The sequence below is a fragment of the Sporosarcina jeotgali genome (assembly GCF_033304595.1).
Lineage (GTDB): Bacteria > Bacillota > Bacilli > Bacillales_A > Planococcaceae > Sporosarcina > Sporosarcina jeotgali.
Genome location: NZ_CP116341.1, coordinates 1,508,282 through 1,534,044, shown reverse-complemented (window position 1 = coordinate 1,534,044; position 25,763 = coordinate 1,508,282). Strand labels below are relative to the sequence as shown.

The following is a 25,763-nucleotide window of genomic DNA, read 5'->3' as shown; positions in this document are numbered from 1 at the left end:
CATATGTAAGGGGCGATTCCAATTACCTTAGAAATTTCCAGATGGATCGGAATCAGTTCGATCGCATTTTTGGCACTTTGTTTTTACTTCACACTCTCATTTATCGAAAGTCTGCATAAAGATGACCAGCGGATTACGAAACAATCGAAGACAGCAGCTATGGTGTGCCTCTTAATCGCTTTGTTCGTGCCTGCTATTTATGTTCTGATTTTTAAATGAGCGGACGCAAAAATTTAAAGGCAGAAAAACGCCATATTTAACCTATCTTAGGTGCTTCTAGTATGAAACTCATCAGCGATGCAGCTTACGAATCGGAGGGATTTTATGAGTAATAAAAGGAGTAATAAAAGGAGTAATAAAAGGAGTAATATGAACAAAAGCCGCCCTGGATTATTAGCATTTGTCATCCTTATATGGATTACTTATGCAGTTTGCGGAATAACGATGGGGCTTGGTTCATGGATTGTCAAAATTCTCGGGTTAACGGCCGTTATTGCGTTTGGAAGACTGCTCTTTATAGTTTGGAAGAATAAAGAAAATAAAAATGAGCTGTGGGATTAATTCCAGCAACCACTATTTGAAGCAAACTAGAAAATCTATTCTTCGGGAGGGGGAAGTGCGTTAATGGGCGCTTTATTTGAATTGCTTCGTGTATGTATCATCCTCGTATTTGGCGGAGGAATAGGATGGATGATTGCAAGAAACCTATACATAATGAATAATGCAGATGCTGACACCATGTGGATGGGGGCAATCGCTGTTTTCCTTTCGCTGTTTGTTTTATATCGAAACAAATTACAGTTTTCAGGATGGTATAAAGGAAATAGTAAAGAGAAACTCCCTAAAGCTGTTTCATTTGTATTAATTTTACTTTCCTTCATCTTACTAATCACACCATTACTCATTAGTTTTGTCAAAAGCTAAAAGTTCATCTTTTTGTAAATAGAACGTTCTCATACGATCAGGTTGGACGAAATTATTTAGGGGTGAATACGTGTTACTGCTCTTGTTTTTTATATTCTAGTGATTCCTTTCTGTACTTTATTACACGAAGCTTGTCTACTTAGGAACGCTAGAAAACATATTCAGCTTCAACGGAAATATAGAACATGAGATTGTAAGGGTCTATGATGCATCTTTCACGGATAACTCTTTCAACAAAGCGAGTACGTTTGAAGGCATAGAAGATAACGGAGAAAAATTCAAAGTGCTCCGTCTGCCGATACAGACGTTTCAATCAGGAGAGCTTCGTCTTGTTCCAGAAAACTTATTGGACCTGCTTGAAATGAACGGCGTTGCTCATGAATGATACAATTGGGACTAGCTGCAACTCAAATCTGGAAGCATTCGTTTACTCTTCCAGAGGGGAAGGAACAGCAATTGAATATCTAAAACCGATAATTAAAGGAAAGGATTGTTTTGCAATGAAAAAAGTCACTCCATTTTTGATGTTTCAAGACGGGAAAGCAGAAGAAGCGATGAACTTTTACACATCCCTCATTGAGGATTCAGGCATTACAAGCATCACTCGCTACAAAGCCAATGAAGCCGGACCAGAAGGGACTGTAGTACGTGCACTATTCAATTTAAAAGGTCAAGAATTCATGTGTATCGACAGTCATCTGAACCATGCATTTGCCTTCACTCCTTCGTTTTCAATCTTCATCACTTGTGATAATGAATCTGAAATTGATACTTTGTATGAAAAGCTGATGGCTGAAGGACAAGCTCTCATGCCATTAGGCGACTATGGATTCAGCCAGAAGTTCGGCTGGCTGAATGACCGTTTCGGTGTTTCCTGGCAACTTGATCTCCCTATTGATTGAACTAAAGAAGAATCAATGCCGGTAATCTGATGCTAAACGCAGTAAGCCGTTAGAAAACGTCTTTGCATCTCCTCCTGATTCAGAAAATTACAATGAATACAATTACACTGAATGACGAAATTACAGTCTTGGGATTAACTCTATAAACATTTACTTTTAAACTGGGGGAAAGCAAATGGCAACAGTTCTTTTGTTTCATCACGTGCTTGGATGCACTGAAGGAATCCATCACTTTGCTGAGCATATAAGACAGACAGGGCACACAGTCCATGTCGCGGATCTTTTCGAAGGCCGTACATTTTCAACAATTGAAGACGGCTTCGCTTATGTAGATGAAATCGGTTTTGACGCAATTTTAAAGCGTGCCGAGCAAGAAGCAAATTTGCTGTCGCGTGACATCGTCTATGCTGGAATTTCACTCGGCGTCATGGCAGCCCAGAAACTCGCGTCAACCCGAAAAGGCGGACAAGGAGCACTGTTCATCTCCTCTTGCGCGCCATCCTCGGCATTCGGCTCGCCATGGCCGGCTGAGCTGCCCGTGCAGATCCACGGCATGGATCGAGATCCCTTCTTCGCTGAAGAGGGAGATCTTGAGGCGGCACAGGAACTTGTCGCTCAATCTGAATGCGCTGAACTTTTTGTGTACAAAGGAGATCAGCACTTTATCGTCGATGACAGTCTGCAAGCATACGATGCTGAAACAGCAAATCTTCTGCTTCAGCGGGTTCGTGATTTTTTAGACCGGGTGGATGCTAGGCGCAGCTAATAATTGGACAGCATATACAATTTAGCAAGTAATCTAAGGATACCAGTATGACTGCAACAGACGAGGGGGGAATGACTTTGCCGATAAGGATAGATGCCTACAATGAACAAGAAGAGGGAAGCGTGAGGAAATTATTCACTCGCTCTTTCGAAAACGAAAATCTGTTCACTTTATTGAAGAAGCCCAGATCTGAATTTGCCTACTCTGCATATATTAATGAACAACTTACAGGTGTAATATTCGGCTGGAAAAGCGGTTTTCATCCAAATTGTACATATTTCCGTATTGTTATCGATCCAATTGTTCCTTCAGACGGAATCATTAAAGACTTACTTGTGCAGACAGCAACGCGTGAACAACTCCAATATCCATTGCAAACCTCAATCTGTGAAACCGCTTTTGCTTTGAAGATAGCTTACGAGAAGGAAGGTTTCGTTGAAATCAGAAGAACCTATATATCGGATCTCGACTTGTCATTTGCTGTGGGTGACGAACTGCCATTGGAAACAACTGAAAGACTTGTTGTTAAGTGCCTGGAAACTCTTTCAGAAGATGAAGTTCAGCAATTGGTTCGCTTAGTGAAAAGGGTTTACAAAGAGACGCATTCCGTTAATCCAGTTGCGGACAAGGGAATACAGGAGTGGGAACAACTCGTTTTTGCGGAGGATACGATAGCTGAAGGCAGTTTGGTTTATGTGAATGTGGATACTCATCAAGTCCTTGCGTATTCTTTTCTCCACGAATCAGACAGGGAAGGAGTGTATGAGCTCGGTTGGTGCGGCTACTTGGACGACCAGTACAAATCTCTTCTGCCGCAGCTGGTGATACATCAGATTCAATATTCGGTTACCCTCAATATCCATACTCTGACGGGAGAATTTGACACAACCGATCCCTATGCGATGGAAGTGCTGAAGCGTTTTCCATTTGCCCCTTGCCCTGCGCTTATTACGTATCAGAAGAGAGATGACAAGCAACAAGCTTAACTTATTATCAGAAGGCGAAAAAAGAAGAGTTCTCATAGCACGTGCTCTAATGAGTAATCCTGACATGCTTATTTTGGATGAACCATGCTCAGGTCTAGACATTTTGTCACGCGAACAGTTTTTGAATTCATTGGAAAAAGCTGCGTCAAGCGGATGTCATATTGTCTATGTGACACATCACATTGAAGAGCTAGTAAAAGAAATTTCTCATGTGCTGCTGTTGAAAGACGGCGAAATCGTAGCAGCAGGGCCCAAGGCAGAAGTGCTGCAAGACGAGCTTGTAACTGAAACATTCAACGTCTCAGTATCGGTAAACTGGTCCCAAGACAGACCCTATTTGACAGTGACTGAACAGGTGTGATGAGGCACTAATAAGCCTTGAACTATCAACTCTATAAGTGTTAGGGGAATATATCGTGATAAAACGTTTAGTTGAACAGGATGCAGAAAACTACCTTGCATTAAGATTAGAAGCTTTACAAAACAGTCCTGAATCATTCGGTTCTACATATGAAGAAGAAAAAGATCATTCTGTCGATAAATACAAAACTAGATTTCAATCACAAGACTCCTTTACATTTGGTGCTTTTGAAGATGATATCCTTGTGGGGATTATTACATTAGTTAAAGAACCGCGGATTAAACTGCGCCATCGAATGTCTATTGTGGCCATGTACGTTTCGCCAAGTAAACGCGGTTTAGGTAATGGGAAGGCTTTAATGAATGAAGCAATTAGGACGGCAAAAGAATTGGAAGGTGTAGAGCAAGTCTATTTAACCGTGGTTACGACAAACAAATCAGCAAAAAACCTATATACTTCATTGGGATTTGAAACTTACGGTATTGAGAAACGGGCATTAAAACTGGACAATCGCTATTTTGATGAAGACTTAATGGTCTTATTTCTATAAATTACTATCACTTTTTTCATAGAGTGAATTAATACATATTTGCTGATTACTCAGATAATCAGATGTAATATTCCGAAATTTATGGTAAAATTTAAACTATATTATTGAAAGGTGTGATGAAAATGCACTATAAATTTAATTGTAATCAAGAAAGGCTGTCTACCGGAGGATCTACCGAGTAATTCAATGAACGATTTCATTGGATGCTCATTAATTTGATAATTATTGGAGGAGCATTCATGTTAACAAATCAAGGGTTCAACTTATGGGCAGATAATTATGACCAAACGGTGCAAATCAGTGAAGAAAATGATAGTTATCCCTTTGCCGGGTATAAGGAAATACTCAATACTATTTTTAATGAAGTCATGCAAAAGAAGCAGTCTCAAGTCTTAGATATTGGATTTGGAACAGGTGTCTTATCAAGCAAACTGTATGCACATGGACATAAAATTGATGGGATAGACTTTTCATCGAAAATGATTTCCATTGCTCAATCTAAAATGCCCGCTGCTAATTTATTTGAGTGGGATATTTCAGCAGGAGTGCCTCCACACTTTCTTGAAAATACGTATGATTCCATTATCAGCACCTACACATTACACCATTTGCCCGATGATGAAAAAATAGCGTTTATCTCCAGCTTACTCCCTCTTCTGAAAAAGGGAGGTAAACTGTTTATTGGTGACATCGCATTTAAAAATAGGGAACTCTTGGATCGGTGTAGGGAGCAAAATAAGGAATCCTGGGATAACGATGAATTCTATTTTGTACAGGATGAAATCATTACTTCGTTACAGCATCCGTGTGAGTTCTATCCGATCTCACATTGTGGCGGCATATTCATTATTACGGCATGAAAATTCGAGCGGCAAGAGTTTAAACTTTTGCCGCTCTTTATTTTTAACCGCAAGTCACATATGGTGCAGTGAAAAATGAGGGGTGGGCTTTAGTCAGCCCACACTTTAAACAAACAGATGGGAAAGGAGATAAGCAGAATGTCACCACCCAAACATATTGTTTCAGCCGCAGCGATTGTCTTAAACGATAGGAATGAACTTCTGTTAATAAAAGGGCCGCGCAGGGGATGGGAGATGCCGGGCGGACAGTTCGAAGAAGGGGAATCCATTAAGGAAGCTGCAGTCCGAGAAACAAAAGAAGAATCGGGGATTGAAATAGAGATCATCAAGTTCTGCGGGATCTTTCAAAATGTAGAACGGTCCATTTGCAATACGCTCTTTTTGGGCAAAGCGATTGGGGGACAGCCTGCCACCAGTCCTGAGAGTTTAGAGGTAGGGTTTTTCCCAATAGAGACTGCGCTGGAAATGGTAACTTGGAAAAACTTTAAACAGCGGATTGAATACTGTTTAGACGGTTCAACACATCCTTTTTATATTGACTTTTAATTTTTTTACCTGAATAGGAAAAGAGGTGGCATCTATGAATAACCGATTTGAGTTGAGTTTTAAAAACAAGGAAGTTCGAGTATGGGTAGCCATTATGATTCCAACGTTGATCGCAGAAATCGCTTTTATTCTACTTACTGAAACTCCAAATAGTTATATCAATGTTTTCTTTCCACTAGTTTCTTGGGCCATCTTTTTTATTTGGCGGTATTTTTATAAAAAGAAACAGAAGAAGCTGCAATCTATTACTTAGAGGATTTGGGAAGAGAGGTAATACCGGCGAAATCATAGCAACTATTGGGTGGGAAAAAGATGAACCCTTTGCTGAGGTATGGGGACCATTCAACAGATTCTCTTCTATTCGAGTGCAGCTTCAATTATAGGATGAGCTAATCAAAGATTATCCGGATGTTCGCGAATTTCAATTTTTCATCAATATTAGTTTCCTCGGTTTAATGCTTTTTGTATCCTCTCAAACTAAACGTGAATAAATGATTGCGATTGTAACTGCTCAAAAAGAGAGGGAGGATACGATGTTGCTTTACTGGCTAATAGGTGCAGCCCTTGTGTTATTCATCATTACATACGGTGTCCGATATGGGATCGACACTTCGAAACAAGTGAAAGCAATAAAAATGGAGCTTAGAGAAATCAAAAAGCAATTAAAAGAAATGAATCATCATACCAAATAGATAAATCTTCTGCAGACTCTGCCTGTTTATGCAGGTTGAGTTTGGACCAGATTAAATGCCAAAACTTTATTCGCGTATTGTTGCGGTTGTCTCAGAGAGCCGTTGTTTAAACTGGATATATTGGCAAAAAATACAGCAGAGAAAGTAAGTGAACAAATGATTTCGTTAGTATATGACCAGGTTAATGCTTGGGGTAGACATGATGATTTCTTCTTAGCTCTTTTAAAGAAATTAAACGTTAATGAAATAGCTGATTTGGGGTGTGGAACAGGGAGATTAACAACGCATCTTGGCAAAGAAGGATATCATATTACAGCGATTGATCCGAATGAAGAAGCAATTGAATATGCTAAAAATAAAGATTATCCAGATGAATTGACTTGGATTATTGATGATAGCTCTAATTTACAAACAGAGGCTTTTGATGCTGTTATTATGACTGCAAACGTTGCACAAGTATTTCTTACGGATGAAAGCTGGCAACACACGATTTCAAATATATACCGTGCATTAAAACCTGGAGGTCATATGATATTTGATACCCGGAACCCATTAGCAAAAGTGTGGGAACAATGGGAGAAAGATTTAACACCTGATGTTGCAACAAATTTTGCAACCGGAGAACCTCTTGAAGTTTGGACGGAATACGAAGGATTTAAAGAAGGCATTTTCACTTTTTTTGAAACTGTTAAGAATGCACAAACGGGTGAAGTAATGATTCAAGAAAAAATCCAATTAAAATTTCGAACTTTAACGGAAATTTATGATTCACTGCAGCAGGGGGGCTTTTCCCAGATTCAGGCATATGAAGACTGGGAGTTCAAACAGGCAACTGAAAAAGCGAAATCTTTTATTTTTCATTGTGTTAAATAATAAAAAACCACTGAGATCTTCGCAATCTGAGAATACGGCAGTTACAAAAATTACCTGAGGATTGAAAATAACGGTAAACATGACGTCGCACACTTGCATCACAAAATCAGGGTAGAAAAAGAGGCGATATTAATGATAACGATTGAAGATTTTTTAAAACTTGATATTCGTGTGGGCACTGTGACTAAGGCAGAGCCATTTCCCGAGGCACGGAAACCCGCAATAAAATTAGAAATTGATTTTGGTGATATGGGGATTAAACGTTCTTCAGCTCAAATTACACGAAGATACGAGCCAGAACAACTTGTTGGGAGTCAAGTGGTTGCGGTAGTAAACTTCCCTCCTAGAAGGATAGCTGGTTTTAAATCTGAAGTGTTAGTAATTGGCGGTGTTCCCGGAGAAGATGACGTGGTTCTTCTGAAACCAGAGCAGCCTGTTAAAAATGGGACACCTATTGCCTAAAGTACTCCACAATCAGGGCGCGCGCGACAAGTTCTGTGATAAATGCCTTCGGCATGAAAACACAGGGAATTTATAATACAAATTTCAACTTTACAACAGAAGATAGGAATGAGGAAACCATGTATTCCGAAACTATCTCACCGATACTCCTGCGTGCGTCATGAGTGACAGTTCATGGGGTTCGAAGCTCAGGTAGAGTCGGCAGAATGAAGGCTAGAGCCATTCGTTAGAAAAGGTATGCCAACGGATATGCCGGGTGGCTGAAAAACTAGATAGGGTGAGAATGTTCCAGTCTAAAGGAACTGACAAATTTCTGAAGGTACGGGTCTACAGATTGAACATAGTGAAAGCTATGGCCCATCCAACGATGGGGTGAGTGGTGTGGAGTAAAAGTGCGCCCTCTGAAATACGCTATACCGAACAAAGGCGGTATCCAGCTCACAGGCTTACAGGAAACACCTACGTCTAGAACGGAAAGCTATGTTGTAAGGGACTTGGAAAGCCAAGGAACGTTGAAATAAGGACTGTCATCTAAAACGGTTGCTATAAGGCGCAAGCCGAAATGCATTTATCCTTGTGAGGGTAGGGGCACGACTGATGAATCTTCTGTAATGGAAATGGAGGAACAGCCCCAAGTCTATCCATGAGAACGATTATTTTCTTCACGTGAATGACACCGATCGGGTAAGAATGTGGGAACATCACTCATTTGGAGGGATGCCACAGTGTCAACTTTGAGATATTGGGATTACTACAATATGACGGGAATCTTCACGGATTTATACGAAAGAGCTAGTCAACAGGATACGTTCAGTCGTCTTTACGAGACGGTGACTTCAAGAGAGAACATTCTCTTAGCTTTTCGAACGATTAAATCTAATAAAGGGTCAAAGACCCCTGGTACTGATGGGAAAACCATCAAAGATATTAAAGAGCTTTCGGAAAATGAATTGGTGAAAACCATTCAAACAAAACTAGAAAACTACCGACCTAAGAAAGTCCGAAGAGTATGGATTGAAAAGGAGAACGGTCAATACCGACCTCTTGGAATTCCATGTATTCTTGACCGCGTCATTCAACAGTGTTTTAAACAGGTTCTAGAGCCAATAGCTGAAGCCCATTTCTACAAACACAGCTATGGATTTAGACCATTAAGGTCTACTCATCATGCCATGGCTAGAGTACAACATTTAGTCAATACTGCTAATTTGCATTATATTGTGGATGTTGACATTAAAGGGTTTTTCGATAATGTGAATCATAAACTTCTAATCAAACAATTATGGAACTTAGGCATTCAGGATAGAAAAATATTGGCTTGTATATCCAAAATGCTGAAAGCCGAGATTGATAAAGAGGGCGTCCCATCTAAAGGTGTTCCTCAAGGTGGAATTTTATCGACTTTATTATCGAACGTGGTGCTCAATGACCTTGACCAGTGGGTTGCGGGTCAGTGGGAATTCTTCCCTCTTTCGAAAAACTATAAAACAAGAGAAGGTAAAGTGGTCGCTAAGAAGCGTACCGCTTTAAAAGAAGGATATCTTGTCCGTTACGCAGATGATTTTAAAATTCTTTGCCGAGATGGGAAAACAGCTCATAAGTGGTATCACGCAGTAAAGTTGTATCTCAAAGAGCGTTTAAAACTAGATATTTCACCTGAAAAGTCACAAATTGTGAACTTGCGGAAAAGAAAGTCTGAATTCTTAGGTTTTACAATAAAAGCGAATAAGAAAAGAAATAAAAGGGTTGCCCATACGGGCGTTAAAAAGAAAAAGCGGGAGAAACTCAAAGAACAAGCAAAAGTCCATATCTTACGGATAAAAGCCTCCCCAACCACTCAAAATGCTTTACGCTTTAATAGTTTTGTTTTAGGGATTCACAATTATTTTAAGGGAGCTACACATGTCAATCTAGAATTCTCACGTCTTGCTTACGATTTACAAGCCTTTCTGTATAACCGCCTTCGTCCTGTAGGGAAATACGGACGCCCAATCAGACCGAGTACTACTTATAAGAAGTACTTTAGCACAAGGTCTAAAACATTTGAGATTGCGGGGGTTCATCTTTTTCCCGTTGGAGATGTACGGACAGTAAATACGATGAATTTTAGTCCGACATTATCACTCTTCACGGAGGAAGGCAGAAAGAAAATTTACGATAAATTAAAGCCGGATGTTCGTTTGGAAATTAGTAATATAATGAAGGCTGTTCTTCCCAACCGAACGGTTGAATACATGGATAATCGCATTAGTCGCTTCAGTATGAAGATGGGGAAATGTGAACTTACAGGTTGGAATTTAACTGCTAGTGAAGTTCATTGCCATCATTATAGACCCAAACATCTTGGAGGAACGGATGAGTTTCGAAATCTCCGTATTCTTCATAAAGATATCCACCGGTTAGTTCATCGTATAGATACAGAAATCATCACATCTGAAATAAGGAAATTTGGTTTTACTTCTTCAATGATTAAGAAACTAAACCAATACCGAATGGAATGTGGGCTTGAAACGGTAGTATAATCTCACGTCAAAATGGAACGAAGAACTTATAATCAAGTATCCATCGATAGATGGAACGCAAAGTGCAAGGAAACTTGCACGCTTTGTGTGGAGCGGGGGAAAAGCTGGAGATGATTTCAAAGGCTTACCTATCGCAAACAATTGTTGCAGAAGAACTGTGCCTGTATGCTATCTGCGGAAGTCTCCCATTTCCGCTGCACAAATGCAACAGCCAAGATTGAGAATGAAGAATTTGTCAGTTTTGAGAGTGAGGGTAAAATCAGTGTGACAAAGAAAAAAATGCTAATACTAATGGCCATAATACTGTTCGCAGCTCTATTAATAAAGGTAATTAAAAAAGATGTATGGGAAGAAAATGAAACGCTGTTGAAACAGGAAGTGCTGAGCATTGAAGAATCCGCAGAATCGGTAAATTTATCTGATGTGACTCCGTTCGAATGGGATCTCTTGTATTCGTTTGACCCATATACATCTAAAGACATCATCTATGAAACCGTCGGCTACAAGTGGGGCAGAATCAGTGAAACAGTAAGTGAGGGTATGAATCAATTGGTTTTCATGAAGGATGGAAAAGTGGTTTGTTATTTATATGGATACCCTTCGAATAATGGATATGGTATTTATTTCATGGATGACAGTTCTATCGATTCAACATCTGTTTCTCTGCTCAGGGCACAAGACGATTTAACTTTTCAGGTTGATAGAAGTGAGAGTTACATCTATTTAATGAAAAATTAATGAGAACCGATTACTTAATGACCAGGGACATTATACGAATTAGATCCCTGCTGCAAACTGGCCAACTAATGGATTTTATGACTCAGAAGGAAATTCATACGTCTTCAAATGCTTGTGATTTATCAATTTAACTGTCGGTCCAGCAGAGATCTCATAGGTCATTCGATCTTTCCCTATTGGACTCCATTGTCCACCATCGGTAGGCTCAATTTCAATAGTAATTTGCAATTGAAAGCCACGAAATCCATTGACCCTTTTTGTTTCTATCACTTCAATATCCCAAGGGGCTGCATGAGGTGAAAAAGATTTTACAATTTCCGGATAATAATAGTTAGTTAAGTCGTTTTCAATATAAGGAGTTAGCATAACCATGAGCATATCCTGCAGTCTAAGGTCTTCAGAGTCTTGGGTTGGTTCAGCTGAGGATACGATTCTTGTTTGATCAGAAGTACTAAGCACTAGGGATAGAATAAGAATCAGAGATAGGATAAAACCGATTAGCATCTTTTTCATTTTCCTCAATACACCCCATTAAGTTTTTGTCTTGTTTACTATACCGTTGCCTTTTCCGAATAAAGTATGCACTTTTAAAAACTAACGGGGACAATTGGCGGCCGGGCTTGAGCAAGAGTAGAGTCTTTGCTATAAAAAAACTAGAAAGGTAAGAGGTAAATGCACATGGGAGCCAAACAAAAGAAAATACTGTTCAGAAAAAGGGTAGTGATAGGTCTTGCTAGTTTAGTCGTTTTATTTTATTTATTGCATTCGACACCTAATATGGCAGTTAGAACGTGTGTATTTTTTACAGGGCATCCAGTGGCTGCAATTACTTCTGATATCGAAGAAGATGCAGGTTATAGTGAAAGTGATAAAAAGGAATACAAAAAAATTAATACGAAAGCCTATACTCTTACTAACCCACCGTTAGAAAAAGCTACAGATAGTGTCTTGGAAAATTATCAAGTTGAAAGTTATGGCCTTATTTACTTCGCAAAATTCTCTGGTGGACTTCAATAAATATAAAGTCCTTTACATAAAATATTGTAACCCTAAATACTGTAAGTGATTAATTATTTAACAGAACAAAATCGAGTGCGTTGGCGGGATTAATAAGTTGTTCTGAATCAGTAATCGGACCAGTCTCTGTTTGAAGTATGCATTTACCGCAAGTGATAAAGTACGTCAGCGAACGAGTAGATCACTTAGTTGGACCTATAAAAGCTTAGGGAAGGACTGTGAAACGGATGAAGGAGAATGATTTTCAAGAGCCTTATCGAGATTTAATGGGGGATATTATTAAAAAGCATAAGAAAGAAGGGGGAATGGACAATCTACCGGGGAAAGGTAAACCGTTGAACCCTGATTATTTTTCCGGAGATACATTTCAACACTTTCAGCGAATTGCTAAGGATGCGGGCTACAAGCCTCACTGGCTGAATTTGCAACAAGAAATTCGAGAGGATGTTCTACTACTCGCTGATTTTTATGAAGCGAACGTTACTGTTAATATAGAAGAACGGTTAAAGGAAATTAACTTAAAAGTCTTTAAATATAATCGGTTATGTCCTCCTCCTATGCAAAAAGGGCCCGTTTCTATGGATACCATTCAAAATGTACTGAACAAAAGAAATTAAATTGATTTGTAAAAGCGAACGGGTTTCTGGGTAAAGGAGTCGTGTTATGGTGAGTAAATTAAAAGAATGGAAGGATCCGGGCGTATTATTATCTTCAATCGCAATCTCTAATATCGGTGATTTTATTTATCTAGTCGCCATTAATATCATTGTATTTCAACTGACTGGTTCCGCTGCAGCTGTCGCGGGACTTTGGATTATTAGTCCACTTACGAATATTGTTACTAAGTTTTGGACGGGTAGTTTTATAGATTATCGCAGTAAGAGGAAAGTGATGATGAGTACATATGTGATACGCGCTGTATTCATTAGTCTTATCCCTTTTGCTCCCAATATGATCATGGTCTATGGAATTTTAATTGTTCTCAGCGTGGCGAATTCTTTCTTTCATCCTGCGTCTACAACCTACGCAACCATTATGATTCCTATTGAAAAAAGAAAGCGTTTTAATTCAATGCGTTCTTTTGCAAGTTCAGGTGCTTTCATCATTGGACCCGCTATAGGAGGTACCTTGCTCTACCTATACTCCTACGAAATTACATTATGGATCAATGCTTTACTATTTGTTGCAGCAGCACTTTTGCTGCTAGTACTACCAGAAAAAGAGTCGATTGATAAGAAGAATATCCCTGCATTGACGATTTCACAAATAAGGAGTGACTTCACTGTTGTGAAGGACTTCGTCATGGCGAATCGGTATGTATCTGTAATTTATTTAGGATTTACGCTGATTATGATTTTCTCTTTTGCTATGGATACCCAGGAAGTTGTTTTTACCCAAAGAGTCATTGGTCTATCTGAAATTGATTACAGCTTGCTTGTTAGTATTACTGGGATAGGCTCTTTGTTTAGTGCTATTTTGCTAACGATCTTTTCCTCTAAATTTTCTTTAAGGTATATGATTTCAATTGGATTACTCATGACGACTGCAGGATATATCATTTATGCATTTTCTTGGTCATTTTTATCAATTGTGATTGGTTTTTTAATTCTAGGATTCTTTAACGTGTTTTTAAACGCTGGAATCATGACCTTTTATCAGAATAATGTTCCTGTCCATGTCATGGGAAGAGTCACAAGCATCTATCAGCTCATACAAAGTACAGTGCAGGTTGTATTTATACTGGTTATTGGTTTCTTGGGGGACATATTATCTTTACGCATTGTCATAGCTACACTAGCGATCGTAATGCTGTTTACTTCTGTTTTATATGTATGGTTCGTTCTGAAAGATAATAAAAAGACATTCTACTTAGAAGAAAGCGACTAACCTATTCATTAAGTTTTGTTTCGCACCAAATGAGCCATTTTGCGGTACAAATGTTTTACTGACAGGATAAAAAAAGAAAGGGGTGTATGTTATATGACTATGGGGATCATTGCAATTGCATCTGTATTTATATGGATCGCGGCAATTTACGAACTGATTAAGCCTTCAAAGGAGCAGAATAACCGAAAAATCATTACTTTAACTTCTTTCGGTACTTTATCAGCATTAATTATTACAGTTTCACTTTTTCAGAGCCTTTCACTTTTCCATTAACAGGGTGCGATTGATGAGAAGAGTTATAGAATAAAAAATTAAATGGATATTCCTTTAGGAGAGTGTGAATTTATGAAATACAAAGTTATTGAACTTAACGATTCACAGGTGGAAGACATAGAAAGTAGACTTGAACAATATGATAAAAATCATATTACTTATGAAATTCAAGGTAATATAAAAATCGGGGTAGTGGATGAAGAAAAATTAATTGCTGGTGCAGATGCAGATATGACAGCATATAAGGTTTTGTATGTCTCCACTGTATTTGTTGATGAGGATTACAGAAACAATAAAGTTGGCACAAAACTAATGACAGAGATAGAAAAACGGGCAAAATTATTAGGAGCAAATATGATAAGGTTAGATACATTTAACTGGCAGGGTAGAGATTTTTATCGTTCACTGGGATATGAGGAAGTTGGATTTTACGAAAATAAAGATGATGGTTTTTCTGAACATTTCTTTGTAAAGAGGATATGAAATAAGACACATCACCAATCTATATTATTCCATTATCGGGTGCGCGCGACAAGTTCTGTGATAAATGCCTTCGGCATGAAAACACAGGGAATTTATAATACAAATTTCAACTTTACAACAGAAGATAGGAATGAGGAAACCATGTATTCCGAAACTATCTCACCGATACTCCTGCGTGCGTCATGAGTGACAGTTCATGGGGTTCGAAGCTCAGGTAGAGTCGGCAGAATGAAGGCTAGAGCCATTCGTTAGAAAAGGTATGCCAACGGATATGCCGGGTGGCTGAAAAACTAGATAGGGTGAGAATGTTCCAGTCTAAAGGAACTGACAAATTTCTGAAGGTACGGGTCTACAGATTGAACATAGTGAAAGCTATGGCCCATCCAACGATGGGGTGAGTGGTGTGGAGTAAAAGTGCGCCCTCTGAAATACGCTATACCGAACAAAGGCGGTATCCAGCTCACAGGCTTACAGGAAACACCTACGTCTAGAACGGAAAGCTATGTTGTAAGGGACTTGGAAAGCCAAGGAACGTTGAAATAAGGACTGTCATCTAAAACGGTTGCTATAAGGCGCAAGCCGAAATGCATTTATCCTTGTGAGGGTAGGGGCACGACTGATGAATCTTCTGTAATGGAAATGGAGGAACAGCCCCAAGTCTATCCATGAGAACGATTATTTTCTTCACGTGAATGACACCGATCGGGTAAGAATGTGGGAACATCACTCATTTGGAGGGATGCCACAGTGTCAACTTTGAGATATTGGGATTACTACAATATGACGGGAATCTTCACGGATTTATACGAAAGAGCTAGTCAACAGGATACGTTCAGTCGTCTTTACGAGACGGTGACTTCAAGAGAGAACATTCTCTTAGCTTTTCGAACGATTAAATCTAATAAAGGGTCAAAGACCCCTGGTACTGATGGGAAAACCATCAAAGATATTAAAGAGCTTTCGGAAAATGAATTGGTGAAAACCATTCAAACAAAACTAGAAAACTACCGACCTAAGAAAGTCCGAAGAGTATGGATTGAAAAGGAGAACGGTCAATACCGACCTCTTGGAATTCCATGTATTCTTGACCGCGTCATTCAACAGTGTTTTAAACAGGTTCTAGAGCCAATAGCTGAAGCCCATTTCTACAAACACAGCTATGGATTTAGACCATTAAGGTCTACTCATCATGCCATGGCTAGAGTACAACATTTAGTCAATACTGCTAATTTGCATTATATTGTGGATGTTGACATTAAAGGGTTTTTCGATAATGTGAATCATAAACTTCTAATCAAACAATTATGGAACTTAGGCATTCAGGATAGAAAAATATTGGCTTGTATATCCAAAATGCTGAAAGCCGAGATTGATAAAGAGGGCGTCCCATCTAAAGGTGTTCCTCAAGGTGGAATTTTATCGACTTTATTATCGAACGTGGTGCTCAATGACCTTGACCAGTGGGTTGCGGGTCAGTGGGAATTCTTCCCTCTTTCGAAAAACTATAAAACAAGAGAAGGTAAAGTGGTCGCTAAGAAGCGTACCGCTTTAAAAGAAGGATATCTTGTCCGTTACGCAGATGATTTTAAAATTCTTTGCCGAGATGGGAAAACAGCTCATAAGTGGTATCACGCAGTAAAGTTGTATCTCAAAGAGCGTTTAAAACTAGATATTTCACCTGAAAAGTCACAAATTGTGAACTTGCGGAAAAGAAAGTCTGAATTCTTAGGTTTTACAATAAAAGCGAATAAGAAAAGAAATAAAAGGGTTGCCCATACGGGCGTTAAAAAGAAAAAGCGGGAGAAACTCAAAGAACAAGCAAAAGTCCATATCTTACGGATAAAAGCCTCCCCAACCACTCAAAATGCTTTACGCTTTAATAGTTTTGTTTTAGGGATTCACAATTATTTTAAGGGAGCTACACATGTCAATCTAGAATTCTCACGTCTTGCTTACGATTTACAAGCCTTTCTGTATAACCGCCTTCGTCCTGTAGGGAAATACGGACGCCCAATCAGACCGAGTACTACTTATAAGAAGTACTTTAGCACAAGGTCTAAAACATTTGAGATTGCGGGGGTTCATCTTTTTCCCGTTGGAGATGTACGGACAGTAAATACGATGAATTTTAGTCCGACATTATCACTCTTCACGGAGGAAGGCAGAAAGAAAATTTACGATAAATTAAAGCCGGATGTTCGTTTGGAAATTAGTAATATAATGAAGGCTGTTCTTCCCAACCGAACGGTTGAATACATGGATAATCGCATTAGTCGCTTCAGTATGAAGATGGGGAAATGTGAACTTACAGGTTGGAATTTAACTGCTAGTGAAGTTCATTGCCATCATTATAGACCCAAACATCTTGGAGGAACGGATGAGTTTCGAAATCTCCGTATTCTTCATAAAGATATCCACCGGTTAGTTCATCGTATAGATACAGAAATCATCACATCTGAAATAAGGAAATTTGGTTTTACTTCTTCAATGATTAAGAAACTAAACCAATACCGAATGGAATGTGGGCTTGAAACGGTAGTATAATCTCACGTCAAAATGGAACGAAGAACTTATAATCAAGTATCCATCGATAGATGGAACGCAAAGTGCAAGGAAACTTGCACGCTTTGTGTGGAGCGGGGGAAAAGCTGGAGATGATTTCAAAGGCTTACCTATCGCAAACGATTGCTTTACAAAGAATCGTACCCATTCCGCAAACGGGTCAGATTAATTGGGAGGAAGCATAGTGATAACTCGAAAAAAACGTCTCATTTATTTAAGTACATTTTTTTTAGTTTTCTTTATATTAGCTGTGTTGTACTTTACCAAATATTTTTACTTGCATGAACAAGCATTAAGTGTGACCAAGTTAGTAATCTATGTACTTCTTATTTTTGTAATTATTTATCTAGGTGAATGGTTTAGAGCCTTTGACGAGGATAGCCCACGGTACAAAAAATACTTATTTAATATTTTGATGGTTATTTGGGTTATATTTTTACTAATATTCTTTAAGGATATTACTTTTAATCTTTGAACTATCGCGTGCGATTCTGAAATAAGGATTATGCCGTTAAAGGGCCAGGTAGTTGAATATCGTTATAATGATGGGGTGTTTATGATTAATGAGAAAAGTAAAATAGAGTCATTTTTAAAATCGAAATGGACATTCAACATTCTTTTATTTGTGATAAGTACTGGTATTGGAATTTGGCTATATTTAGGTTTTTTCATGGATATTTTGCCAAGATTTTTTGCCAACATGGAGAATATCGAAAAAAATATATTAGCGGTTCTCATCATTTTTTTATCAATATATACTTTACTGAAAATTTTATTTAACCGTGATACAAGTCTTGATCGATATTTACTGTTGGGAATGTACATAATCGTTTTGGTATTAGGTTTATTAAGACCAGACCAAAAAAAATTTGGTGATACTGGAGTATACTCCTGGAACCCAGTTGGATTTTTATCTGATATAAAAGGGGATACAGGATCGTTAATTGTTATGCTTATTAATATTATTATCTTTATGCCAATGTATTTTTTGTTGGCTCAAACAAATGTGCTGAAAACCTTTGCAACAAGGTTAATTGTTTTTGAAATCGTGGCATTTTTATTTGAATTATCACAAGCACAATTCAAGGTTGGAGCATTCGATTTATCTGATGTTGTTTTATATAACATTGGTTTCTTTGTAGGCTATTTCTTTGCTTTGCCAATTTTGAGTTTTATAAAAAAACGATCTTCTAAATGTCGCTTGTATAGCTAACGGGGGCGTTTGGGTGATTAGGAAAGTACATCAAAAGGACCATTTAACTGGATAATAGTGGAGGTGTTTGAATGAGAATTAGACTTGCAATGCCAGAAGATGTCGATCAACTTATTAAAATGAGATGGGACTTTACTTTAGAAGATGAGGACTATGATGGTCACATAAATGAAGAAGATTATGAGGAATTTAAAAACGAATGCAAGCAATTTTTATTGAAAGCGATTCAAGGTAACGATTGGTTTATTTGGGTGGCAGAAGATAAAGGGAAGATTGTTTCTCACATATATGTCGAATTGATACAAAAGGTACCAAGGCCGGGTAGAATCACTTATCCATTTGCTTATATGACGAACGTCTATACTATACCTGAAATACGTGGTAAGGGAATCGGTGGCCAATTGATTGCCAAGGTGAATGAATGGTCAAAAGAGAAAAAATACGAATTTATTATAGTGTGGACAAGTGACACAAGTATTGATTTTTATACAAGAAACGGATATTATAAAAATTGTAACGAACCAATGGAATTTATAACCTGAAATGGGGACAAACGCAGTCCAACTATAACAGTAAATATGTTTGTGCTATGTTCAATTTAAGGGGGCAATTCAAGAAAAGTTCCGTGCTTCAATCGGGCAAATTTAATGAGAAGGAGGGATAACATGGCTTTTGTTTTTATAGGGTTAAGTATAATCATAGGATCTGGTTTAATAGCTCATTCACTTGATAAAACAAAGGGAAGAAAGCATAGATATGAGTTTGTTGCAGTAGGGGAGCGAAACATAATTATATTTGATAAAGAAACGGGCAGTTACTGGCAGAAGCTCATTGAGCAAAGCGAGGGATCGGCTGAATGGAAAAAACAAGAATCTCCAATTGCAAAACAATAAGCAGATTAATCCAATCCTCATCAAATGGGGGGGATTGAATGGATATACTAATACCAATTGGATTAGGTTTTTTAGTGAATTTATTTGTTTTCCTTATATCTAAAAGTGTAAAGAAAAGCAACGAAAAGTCATTACTCAATTGTTCAATTGCTTTTGGGATAACCCTTCTGAGCTCATTTGTTATTGGTGCCTGGACAGGAATGGGGATAGCTGTAATTAGTTCCGGTATGCTGTTATTCGTACTTATTACGAGGATCTTTATATCTTTTGTGTCTCGCAAAGATAACATTTTAGAGTAGGTAAAGATTCCAGAACCGGACTTGTTCTGATCTACATTAGAGCCAGATTATGGGGAATGTCTTATATTTACTTTGGATCTAGCGAAAGTGGATTCGAATGGATATTAATCTAGGGATTGCCCATATTGATGACTTTAAAGACATTAATTTGATTGTAAAAGAAGGACATGATGAACATTCAGATGCATTACCACATATCTTTTCTAAGGTGGATCCCGTGATGCCTGAAAGTTACTTTAAAGAATTAATGGAAGATCCGAATATCGATATTTTAGTTGCAAAAATAGGCGCAGATGTAGTTGGGTATGCGGTAATGGAACTACACGAATCACCATCATTTAAGTCTATGACACGAAGAATTTTTGCCTATATGAATGATTTCGGTGTAAAAAATAGTTATCAAAGGAAAGGTATTGGCAGTGCGTTATTTGAAGCTTGCGTAGAATGGTCTCAAAACAGAGGAGCCTCCTCATTAGATTTAACTGTGTGGGAATTTAACAAGAAAGCTATTACTTTTTATGAAAGCTGTGCAATGGAAAAACTCAGCAGCAAGATGGCCTTACGATTATAGAAATTTAAAGCTAACAGGGCATTACATGACGTAGAATTACAGAGTTTGCTTTTTTCAGTTTGGGCAGAGTAGTCTTGGTTATATGATTAATTCCTAATAAGTATAATGTCAGGGCTAAAATCACACCAGACTGTTAAATTTTAAGAATGGCAGCAATTTTTGAAGATCAAAAGGAGCCAGTCTAATGGATCGTACAATAAAAACACTTTTTGAAAACCTTAAAGATGATGATAAGGACTTACAATACGAATCATTTATGAAATTGCTTGATAGTACGAATGAGAAAGTACACTGGGCTTATGAGGTTTGGGATCAATTACTGAAGGACGTAACAGAAGGCGATAACCATCAACGATCAAGAGCTGTCCAATTCTTATGCAATTTGGCAAAAAGTGATCCCGAAAAAAGAATTTTGAAGGATTTTCCAACCGTTTGGGCTGTGACAAAAGACAATAAATTTGTTACTGCCCGACATAGCCTGAAATCCATTTGGAAAATTGCCTTGGCAGGTTCTGAGCAAAAAGAATTGGTTTTAAACCAGCTTACCGACAGATTCATAACTGGAACTGATGAAAAAAACTATACGTTGATTCGCTTTGATATCATTGAAAGCCTCCGGAAGCTTTATATTGAACTGAAGGATGAGCAAGTTAAGCAGCTTGCCTTGGATTTGATTGAAAAAGAAGATGATCCAAAATACAAAAAGAAATATGCGTCAGTATGGAGTGAGTAATTTAGAGAACATGTTTCTTCTTAGTTACGGATGTGATTTGGATCATAGCAATATTGACTTTCTGGTTAAGGAGCGCTTAATGCCTTTCGCACTCCAGGAAAATAAAGTGAACATAAGAAATTCAAACGATTTATCGATTCGCATGATGTACGATGTAAATTGGAAAAAGCATGTAGACAATAACTATTACTTAGAGGAATTTATCATCAGTGAAGCACATCTTCTGGCATTTGAATATTCCCTGTCAAAATTAAAAGGGAATCATATTAGATGCCGTCCATATGCCCGGGGACATTATGATCTTACTATTAATGGAAAGGAATATTCCACACGCGTCTATCAAAAGCTCTCAGGTGATTATGAATTGTTCTTTATTGATGATGAGGCAATACATAATACAGTTCTAAGAAAACACATCCATGCGCTTCCAAATGAACTCCAATGGCTTGTGTTACCTAAAAATATAGAGGACTTAAAAAGAGAATGTGCCATTTTTGATTGGATTCAATCAAGTCTTAACTTTATAGGCGCGAACCAGAAATAACAGCGGCATATTTGTACCAGTGCCGATTCTTCTTAAAGTCTTTTAAGGCAGATGTTGCAGAAGACCTTTGTCTGTTTTCTACTGTCATGCTGATTTAGACATTGACCTGTTAAGATCGTTTTCGCTTCATAAAGGCAGCAGCATTAGCTTCGACAGTTTGGAAATATAAAACGTGAAGCGGAATCAATGCAGTTTTTACTGACTCCCTTTAAAAACGTATCTTTCAGCTGCTCTTTAAACTCATATGGAAAAAATCCTTTAATTAATCTGATGAATCGTACCATTTCATCAAGTGGAGAACAATACAATGTAAGCCCGTAATATAAAAAAGCACAGCCTTTCGGCATGCTCTACAAATAGCCCTTCTCTTCAATAATTTGAAGACGAAGGGCTATCTCAATTTACATGTTTCTTGAATTTGCGGCGACCACGGAAAATAAGCATCCAATAGTTCAGAAGTCTGCTGGAAATGAAGAGACGGCAAATCCGTTAATACTTTTTTCAAATATGCATAGAAATCGATTCCATGGATTTTTGCAGTCTCAGCCAAACTCAAACAGATCGCATTTGCTTGAGCACCTGCTTCACTGACAGAAAAAAGCCAGTTTTTCCGACCCAGAACATTGGGACGGATGGCATTTTCAGCTGGATTATTATCAATTTCAATCCGCCCATCGAAAAGAAAACGTTGGAGTTCATCTTTTCTTTTCAATGTATAGTCAGTTGCAGTGGCAATCGCATTCTTCCCATAGAAATGACTTTCTTCTATCCATTTAAAAAAGGCGGTCACAATCGGTTTGGAATACTTCTTTCGCATTCGTCGCCTTTTGCCAGGACGCATTTCTCTGAATTTGTTCTCAAGTCGATAGAGTTGATTGCAATAGTCGACGCCAATCCTACCATTCTTACTGTCGACTTTCAGCCAATAACGACGAACATGCGCCCAACAGTTGGCAAAGGTGACACCTGGTAAACCGCCGTATGCAGAATAGCCATCACAAATGATTGTTCCTTTGTAATCACCAAGGAAGTTCTTCAGAACTTCTCGTGCTCGCGATAGCGAACTATGGAAAAGCACCATCACAGGTCCTTGGCAGGGAACAGTTTTGTAGACCCAATTGTATGCCTTCGTGTTCCCAGGCTTTCCATCAGGCCGATAAATCACTTGCGCTGTTGTCTCGTCAACATGTAGGACAGTCCTTCGCATCGCTAGTGAAGTCATCCGTTGGTATAAAGGCAATAGCCACTCATTTGAAACCTTGATCACCCAGTTGGATAGATTTTTATCATTCGTTTCCAACCCATGACGAAGCCATTCTTTTACCTGACGATATAGAGGAAGATAAAGATTATATTTGTCTGATATGACCTTGGCTAGCACACTTGGACCTGCGAGACTCCGTTGAATCACCGGTTGAGGTGCCTTTCCGCGCACGATGTTGGCTGCTATAGAACTATCTAGTTTGCAGTGTTTGCATTCATAGGAGTGCTCCATATGCTGAATACGTTTCAGTTTGGCAGGGATGAATTCTGCTTCTTCTCGAACGACTATCCCACCGATTCTTGCCAAATCATTTTGACAACAGCTACAGGTGAGTAGGTCAGGATAATGATGAACAACTTCCGTTTCCACACCTTCATGAAAATGGTCATTCCGCTTCTTCTTCGATGCTTTACGAACAACAGTGTAAGAAATCACCTGTTGGCTTTGATCTTCTGTTTGCTCAGAATCGTGAAAAGGGTCCTCTTCCTCATCGAACAAAGAGCTTTGCCCGTCGGGCACATTGTATCTTGATTTCTCGGATTTTGATCCAAAAAGCATCTTCGTCAAGTGCTGAACCTGCTCAGTTAGTTTTTCGATTTGCTTGGACTGCTGTTCATTCTGTTGATTGGAATGCGCCAATTGCTCTTCCAACATACTGATGACTTTTTCCAATGCTTGTTCAGAGGTACGATTGGCCATTTCCTTCACCGCTTTCTTTCTTGTTGAACGTAGTATACCGGATAGCGGAGCCCATGAACAGAAGTTTTTAAAAGGAGCTTTTTAATGAAGGAGCAATCGCTCTTGGCTGCTGAATAGCTAACCCTTCGAGCAACCAACGAAGTTCTTGCTGCGTTAGATTTTTCACTTCCCGCTCACTACGTGGCCATTGAAGTTTTCCGGCATCGAGTCTTTTATACAACATAGCGAAACCATCACCATCGAAATATAGACATTTATATCGATCCTTTTTTCCACCTGCGAACAGAAAAATAGAATCACCATATGGATCTAAATCAAAGGAATCTTGAATGAGTGTAGCGAGTCCATCAATTCCTTTTCGCATGTCTGTTTTTCCGCAGACAATATAGATATTCTGAACATCTGTATAATCTTGCCTCATTGGTTCATCAGCTCCCGTATAATGACTTGGATAATCCGTTCATCCACGCCATTCTGGAGTGTGACTTCAGCGCTACCAATCTTGATTTGACAGTGACCGGAGGTCTTCGTTGGATTTGCTGGAGTTTGTTCACTTTTGGTGGGTTGTAAGGAAACGGGGACTATCGTTAAAGGGTTTAAAAACAAAGAAAGCACCTCCTGTTTGATACGAATATCGTACCAAGCGGGGTGCTGCGTTGCCTATGCGTTATTTAATTGGGGGCTTACAATACAATTCCGGTGTGTTGCATGTATCGCAAGGTAACTTGCATTGGAACGTCAGGGTAAACCTATTCAACCCAAAAAGACCGCTAATTCAAATTGAATTAGCGGTCTTTTTATAGTTGGAGTTCATGTTTAAGTCGTCGCTCGTTTCTTTTCCGAACTGTCTACTACGACTGCACCTACGATGTCACCGACAACGTTCGAAGCAGTTCCACCCATGCCGATGATCGCGTCTACGCCAGCGATGAGGGCGACGATTTCAAGCGGAAGGCCGAACATCGTCAATACTGCTGCCAGGGTTACTAAGCCAGCTGCAGGGACGCCTGCAGTTCCAATCGACAACAGTGTCCCGATGATCACAATTATGAAAAAATGCGATATGGAGAGTTCAAGATTTGTAATGTTTGCTGCGAATACAATCGATACACCCATACGGAGCGCACCGCCATCTGAGTTGAAAACAGCGCCAAGAGGGAGCGCAAAGTTTGCTGTCCGCTCAGAGACACCTGCCTTTTGCGCTGCTTTGATGGCAATCGGCAAAGACGCGATACTGCTAGATGTGAAAAATGCCGTTGTATAGGCTTCTTTAGTTGAACGGAAGAAATTAGAAACGGAATTCCCTGATAACCGCAGGAATCCTGTATAGACGAACAACCAGAGAAGGACCACACCCAAGTAAAATACTCCGGTGAATGTAAGCAGGGACTTGAACGTTTCCCATCCCTGACTCCCGAATGCAGTCGCACTGATCGCAAACACGCCGATTGGTGCATACAGTAAAACTCCCGTTAGAAGTTTTGAAAACATTTCCTTTAGCGCAATGATAATTCGGTCTAACAATAGACCATGCTTTTGCATCTCGTTCTCTGTTGAAAACTTCATTGCTGAAATAGCTAGTCCAATGATGACAGCCAAGAAAATAATACCCATTACATTACCGCCGGAAAAGGCTTCAAACATATTGGACGGAACCATTTGCAATAAGACATCAGAGAAGTTTGGTGCTGCTGGTGTATCCACTTGTGTATTGGGAAGAGTTAAATACTGGCCCGGTTGGAACAAGAGGGCAAGACCGACACCAATTCCAACGGCTGCCGCTGTGGTCGCCATATAGTAAAGAATAAGCTTCCAGCCCATCCGCCCCAGCTGTTTCATGCTCATTTGATCGACAGCAAGTACAACAGTTAAAAAAATCACTGGGATGGCAACGAGACTAAGTAGATTGATGAGTAATGTACCCAGTGGCTGGAAAAAGGCCATCTTTTGTCCGAAAACTAGACCGCTTGCAATTCCTGCAATAAATCCGATGGACATTTTAAGTACAAATGAGCTATCACGATAGCCACGCCATATTTTCGATAACATCGGTTCTCTCCTATTCGTATGTATTGATTACTTATTTAGCGAAGTGTACCTTAGTTTGGAAGTTACGGTCAATATCTATGCTCGAATTCTATCG

At 38.9% G+C, this 25,763-nt stretch carries 31 protein-coding genes; 27 read left to right on the top strand and 4 right to left on the bottom strand.

The window, feature by feature from the left end; all coding sequences use genetic code 11:
* Positions 1-369: 369 nt before the first annotated feature.
* The 14 genes from PGH26_RS07495 (at position 370) to PGH26_RS07430 (ending at position 11,182) form a co-directional block, all read left to right on the top strand.
* Positions 370-561 carry a hypothetical protein gene (locus PGH26_RS07495; RefSeq protein ID WP_323693365.1) on the top strand — a complete coding sequence of 64 codons (192 nt, stop codon included), beginning with the start codon at positions 370-372 and terminating at the stop codon, positions 559-561.
* 63 nt (positions 562-624) lie between these two features.
* Positions 625-924, top strand: a complete 300-nt coding sequence (locus tag PGH26_RS07490; RefSeq protein ID WP_323693364.1) for a hypothetical protein — start codon at positions 625-627, stop codon at positions 922-924.
* Between the two features lie 500 nt (positions 925-1,424).
* Positions 1,425-1,826: a VOC family protein gene (locus PGH26_RS07485; protein WP_323693363.1), complete on the top strand. Its 402-nt coding sequence runs from the start codon at positions 1,425-1,427 to the stop codon at positions 1,824-1,826.
* Between the two features lie 175 nt (positions 1,827-2,001).
* Positions 2,002-2,592: a dienelactone hydrolase family protein gene (locus PGH26_RS07480; RefSeq protein ID WP_323693362.1), complete on the top strand. Its 591-nt coding sequence runs from the start codon at positions 2,002-2,004 to the stop codon at positions 2,590-2,592.
* Between the two features lie 77 nt (positions 2,593-2,669).
* Positions 2,670-3,578: a hypothetical protein gene (locus PGH26_RS07475; protein WP_323693361.1), complete on the top strand. Its 909-nt coding sequence runs from the start codon at positions 2,670-2,672 to the stop codon at positions 3,576-3,578.
* Positions 3,559-3,939 (top strand): ATP-binding cassette domain-containing protein, encoded by a 381-nt coding sequence (locus PGH26_RS07470; protein WP_431312524.1) that lies wholly within the window; start codon positions 3,559-3,561, stop codon positions 3,937-3,939. The genes PGH26_RS07475 and PGH26_RS07470 overlap by 20 nt, the downstream gene beginning before the upstream one ends.
* 55 nt (positions 3,940-3,994) lie before the next feature.
* Positions 3,995-4,489 carry a GNAT family N-acetyltransferase gene (locus tag PGH26_RS07465; protein ID WP_323693359.1) on the top strand — a complete coding sequence of 165 codons (495 nt, stop codon included), beginning with the start codon at positions 3,995-3,997 and terminating at the stop codon, positions 4,487-4,489.
* Positions 4,490-4,728: 239 nt separating this feature from the next.
* Positions 4,729-5,349, top strand: a complete 621-nt coding sequence (locus PGH26_RS07460) for a class I SAM-dependent methyltransferase (protein ID WP_323693358.1) — start codon at positions 4,729-4,731, stop codon at positions 5,347-5,349.
* A 138-nt stretch (positions 5,350-5,487) separates the two neighbouring features.
* Entirely contained in the window at positions 5,488-5,895 is a 408-nt protein-coding gene (locus PGH26_RS07455) for an NUDIX hydrolase (protein ID WP_323693357.1), read from the top strand.
* 533 nt (positions 5,896-6,428) lie between these two features.
* Positions 6,429-6,587 (top strand): hypothetical protein, encoded by a 159-nt coding sequence (locus PGH26_RS07450; RefSeq protein ID WP_323693356.1) that lies wholly within the window; start codon positions 6,429-6,431, stop codon positions 6,585-6,587.
* Positions 6,588-6,689: 102 nt separating this feature from the next.
* The gene (locus PGH26_RS07445; RefSeq protein WP_323693355.1) at positions 6,690-7,460 is read left to right on the top strand and encodes a class I SAM-dependent methyltransferase; all 771 of its coding nucleotides are present in this window, start codon (positions 6,690-6,692) and stop codon (positions 7,458-7,460) included.
* Between the two features lie 132 nt (positions 7,461-7,592).
* Positions 7,593-7,922, top strand: a complete 330-nt coding sequence (csaA, locus tag PGH26_RS07440) for a chaperone CsaA (protein WP_323693354.1) — start codon at positions 7,593-7,595, stop codon at positions 7,920-7,922.
* Positions 7,923-8,647: 725 nt separating this feature from the next.
* Positions 8,648-10,444, top strand: a complete 1,797-nt coding sequence (gene ltrA / locus PGH26_RS07435; protein WP_323691342.1) for a group II intron reverse transcriptase/maturase — start codon at positions 8,648-8,650, stop codon at positions 10,442-10,444.
* 264 nt (positions 10,445-10,708) lie between these two features.
* Positions 10,709-11,182 carry a hypothetical protein gene (locus PGH26_RS07430; RefSeq protein WP_323693353.1) on the top strand — a complete coding sequence of 158 codons (474 nt, stop codon included), beginning with the start codon at positions 10,709-10,711 and terminating at the stop codon, positions 11,180-11,182.
* Positions 11,183-11,257: 75 nt separating this feature from the next.
* On the opposite strand, the gene PGH26_RS07425 is transcribed toward PGH26_RS07430, so the two are convergent.
* On the bottom strand, positions 11,258-11,695 hold the full coding sequence (locus PGH26_RS07425; RefSeq protein WP_323693352.1) for a DUF3888 domain-containing protein: 438 nt from the start codon (positions 11,693-11,695) through the stop codon (positions 11,258-11,260).
* A gap of 165 nt (positions 11,696-11,860) precedes the next feature.
* Between PGH26_RS07425 and PGH26_RS07420 the strand changes: the two genes are divergently transcribed.
* From PGH26_RS07420 to PGH26_RS07365, 13 genes are all read left to right on the top strand, one after another.
* Complete coding sequence (locus tag PGH26_RS07420; protein ID WP_323693351.1) at positions 11,861-12,199, top strand: hypothetical protein; 339 nt, start codon at positions 11,861-11,863, stop codon at positions 12,197-12,199.
* A gap of 227 nt (positions 12,200-12,426) precedes the next feature.
* A complete protein-coding gene (locus tag PGH26_RS07415; RefSeq protein ID WP_323693350.1) occupies positions 12,427-12,816 on the top strand; it encodes a DnaJ family domain-containing protein in 390 nt (129 codons plus the stop codon).
* Positions 12,817-12,862: 46 nt separating this feature from the next.
* On the top strand, positions 12,863-14,086 hold the full coding sequence (locus PGH26_RS07410) for an MFS transporter (RefSeq protein ID WP_323693349.1): 1,224 nt from the start codon (positions 12,863-12,865) through the stop codon (positions 14,084-14,086).
* 93 nt (positions 14,087-14,179) lie between these two features.
* Positions 14,180-14,359 carry a hypothetical protein gene (locus PGH26_RS07405; protein WP_323693348.1) on the top strand — a complete coding sequence of 60 codons (180 nt, stop codon included), beginning with the start codon at positions 14,180-14,182 and terminating at the stop codon, positions 14,357-14,359.
* A gap of 72 nt (positions 14,360-14,431) precedes the next feature.
* On the top strand, positions 14,432-14,842 hold the full coding sequence (locus PGH26_RS07400; protein ID WP_323693347.1) for a GNAT family N-acetyltransferase: 411 nt from the start codon (positions 14,432-14,434) through the stop codon (positions 14,840-14,842).
* Positions 14,843-15,589: 747 nt separating this feature from the next.
* Positions 15,590-17,386 carry a group II intron reverse transcriptase/maturase gene (gene ltrA / locus PGH26_RS07395; RefSeq protein WP_323691342.1) on the top strand — a complete coding sequence of 599 codons (1,797 nt, stop codon included), beginning with the start codon at positions 15,590-15,592 and terminating at the stop codon, positions 17,384-17,386.
* A gap of 574 nt (positions 17,387-17,960) precedes the next feature.
* On the top strand, positions 17,961-18,617 hold the full coding sequence (locus tag PGH26_RS07390; RefSeq protein ID WP_323693346.1) for a VanZ family protein: 657 nt from the start codon (positions 17,961-17,963) through the stop codon (positions 18,615-18,617).
* A gap of 71 nt (positions 18,618-18,688) precedes the next feature.
* Positions 18,689-19,159: a GNAT family N-acetyltransferase gene (locus tag PGH26_RS07385; protein WP_323693345.1), complete on the top strand. Its 471-nt coding sequence runs from the start codon at positions 18,689-18,691 to the stop codon at positions 19,157-19,159.
* Positions 19,160-19,282: 123 nt separating this feature from the next.
* The gene (locus PGH26_RS07380; RefSeq protein WP_323693344.1) at positions 19,283-19,510 is read left to right on the top strand and encodes a hypothetical protein; all 228 of its coding nucleotides are present in this window, start codon (positions 19,283-19,285) and stop codon (positions 19,508-19,510) included.
* A 38-nt stretch (positions 19,511-19,548) separates the two neighbouring features.
* Positions 19,549-19,809, top strand: a complete 261-nt coding sequence (locus tag PGH26_RS16165; RefSeq protein ID WP_431312523.1) for a YesK family protein — start codon at positions 19,549-19,551, stop codon at positions 19,807-19,809.
* A 97-nt stretch (positions 19,810-19,906) separates the two neighbouring features.
* Entirely contained in the window at positions 19,907-20,380 is a 474-nt protein-coding gene (locus tag PGH26_RS07375) for a GNAT family N-acetyltransferase (protein ID WP_323693343.1), read from the top strand.
* 184 nt (positions 20,381-20,564) lie between these two features.
* Entirely contained in the window at positions 20,565-21,113 is a 549-nt protein-coding gene (locus tag PGH26_RS07370) for a hypothetical protein (RefSeq protein ID WP_323693342.1), read from the top strand.
* Between the two features lie 79 nt (positions 21,114-21,192).
* Positions 21,193-21,657, top strand: a complete 465-nt coding sequence (locus PGH26_RS07365; RefSeq protein WP_323693341.1) for a hypothetical protein — start codon at positions 21,193-21,195, stop codon at positions 21,655-21,657.
* A 391-nt stretch (positions 21,658-22,048) separates the two neighbouring features.
* On the opposite strand, the gene tnpC is transcribed toward PGH26_RS07365, so the two are convergent.
* From tnpC to PGH26_RS07350, 3 genes are all read right to left on the bottom strand, one after another.
* Positions 22,049-23,620, bottom strand: coding sequence for an IS66 family transposase (gene tnpC / locus PGH26_RS07360; RefSeq protein ID WP_323691474.1), 1,572 nt, complete (start codon positions 23,618-23,620; stop codon positions 22,049-22,051).
* Between the two features lie 67 nt (positions 23,621-23,687).
* The gene (gene tnpB, locus PGH26_RS07355; protein ID WP_323691475.1) at positions 23,688-24,041 is read right to left on the bottom strand and encodes an IS66 family insertion sequence element accessory protein TnpB; all 354 of its coding nucleotides are present in this window, start codon (positions 24,039-24,041) and stop codon (positions 23,688-23,690) included.
* Positions 24,042-24,436: 395 nt separating this feature from the next.
* Positions 24,437-25,669, bottom strand: a complete 1,233-nt coding sequence (locus tag PGH26_RS07350) for a dicarboxylate/amino acid:cation symporter (protein ID WP_323693340.1) — start codon at positions 25,667-25,669, stop codon at positions 24,437-24,439.
* Between the last annotated feature and the right edge of the window lie 94 nt (positions 25,670-25,763).

Coding starts and splice junctions, on each gene's coding strand:
- PGH26_RS07495 (WP_323693365.1), top strand. CDS start 370: ATGAACAAAAGCCGCCCTGGATTATTAGCATTTGTCATCCTTATATGG.
- PGH26_RS07490 (WP_323693364.1), top strand. CDS start 625: ATGGGCGCTTTATTTGAATTGCTTCGTGTATGTATCATCCTCGTATTT.
- PGH26_RS07485 (WP_323693363.1), top strand. CDS start 1,425: ATGAAAAAAGTCACTCCATTTTTGATGTTTCAAGACGGGAAAGCAGAA.
- PGH26_RS07480 (WP_323693362.1), top strand. CDS start 2,002: ATGGCAACAGTTCTTTTGTTTCATCACGTGCTTGGATGCACTGAAGGA.
- PGH26_RS07470 (WP_431312524.1), top strand. CDS start 3,559: ATGACAAGCAACAAGCTTAACTTATTATCAGAAGGCGAAAAAAGAAGA.
- PGH26_RS07460 (WP_323693358.1), top strand. CDS start 4,729: ATGTTAACAAATCAAGGGTTCAACTTATGGGCAGATAATTATGACCAA.
- PGH26_RS07455 (WP_323693357.1), top strand. CDS start 5,488: ATGTCACCACCCAAACATATTGTTTCAGCCGCAGCGATTGTCTTAAAC.
- PGH26_RS07450 (WP_323693356.1), top strand. CDS start 6,429: ATGTTGCTTTACTGGCTAATAGGTGCAGCCCTTGTGTTATTCATCATT.
- csaA (WP_323693354.1), top strand. CDS start 7,593: ATGATAACGATTGAAGATTTTTTAAAACTTGATATTCGTGTGGGCACT.
- PGH26_RS07425 (WP_323693352.1), bottom strand. CDS start 11,695: ATGAAAAAGATGCTAATCGGTTTTATCCTATCTCTGATTCTTATTCTA.
- PGH26_RS07420 (WP_323693351.1), top strand. CDS start 11,861: ATGGGAGCCAAACAAAAGAAAATACTGTTCAGAAAAAGGGTAGTGATA.
- PGH26_RS07415 (WP_323693350.1), top strand. CDS start 12,427: ATGAAGGAGAATGATTTTCAAGAGCCTTATCGAGATTTAATGGGGGAT.
- PGH26_RS07410 (WP_323693349.1), top strand. CDS start 12,863: ATGGTGAGTAAATTAAAAGAATGGAAGGATCCGGGCGTATTATTATCT.
- PGH26_RS07405 (WP_323693348.1), top strand. CDS start 14,180: ATGACTATGGGGATCATTGCAATTGCATCTGTATTTATATGGATCGCG.
- PGH26_RS07400 (WP_323693347.1), top strand. CDS start 14,432: ATGAAATACAAAGTTATTGAACTTAACGATTCACAGGTGGAAGACATA.
- PGH26_RS07390 (WP_323693346.1), top strand. CDS start 17,961: ATGATTAATGAGAAAAGTAAAATAGAGTCATTTTTAAAATCGAAATGG.
- PGH26_RS07385 (WP_323693345.1), top strand. CDS start 18,689: ATGAGAATTAGACTTGCAATGCCAGAAGATGTCGATCAACTTATTAAA.
- PGH26_RS07380 (WP_323693344.1), top strand. CDS start 19,283: ATGGCTTTTGTTTTTATAGGGTTAAGTATAATCATAGGATCTGGTTTA.
- PGH26_RS16165 (WP_431312523.1), top strand. CDS start 19,549: ATGGATATACTAATACCAATTGGATTAGGTTTTTTAGTGAATTTATTT.
- PGH26_RS07375 (WP_323693343.1), top strand. CDS start 19,907: ATGGATATTAATCTAGGGATTGCCCATATTGATGACTTTAAAGACATT.
- PGH26_RS07370 (WP_323693342.1), top strand. CDS start 20,565: ATGGATCGTACAATAAAAACACTTTTTGAAAACCTTAAAGATGATGAT.
- PGH26_RS07365 (WP_323693341.1), top strand. CDS start 21,193: ATGCCTTTCGCACTCCAGGAAAATAAAGTGAACATAAGAAATTCAAAC.
- tnpC (WP_323691474.1), bottom strand. CDS start 23,620: ATGGCCAATCGTACCTCTGAACAAGCATTGGAAAAAGTCATCAGTATG.
- tnpB (WP_323691475.1), bottom strand. CDS start 24,041: ATGAGGCAAGATTATACAGATGTTCAGAATATCTATATTGTCTGCGGA.
- PGH26_RS07350 (WP_323693340.1), bottom strand. CDS start 25,669: ATGTTATCGAAAATATGGCGTGGCTATCGTGATAGCTCATTTGTACTT.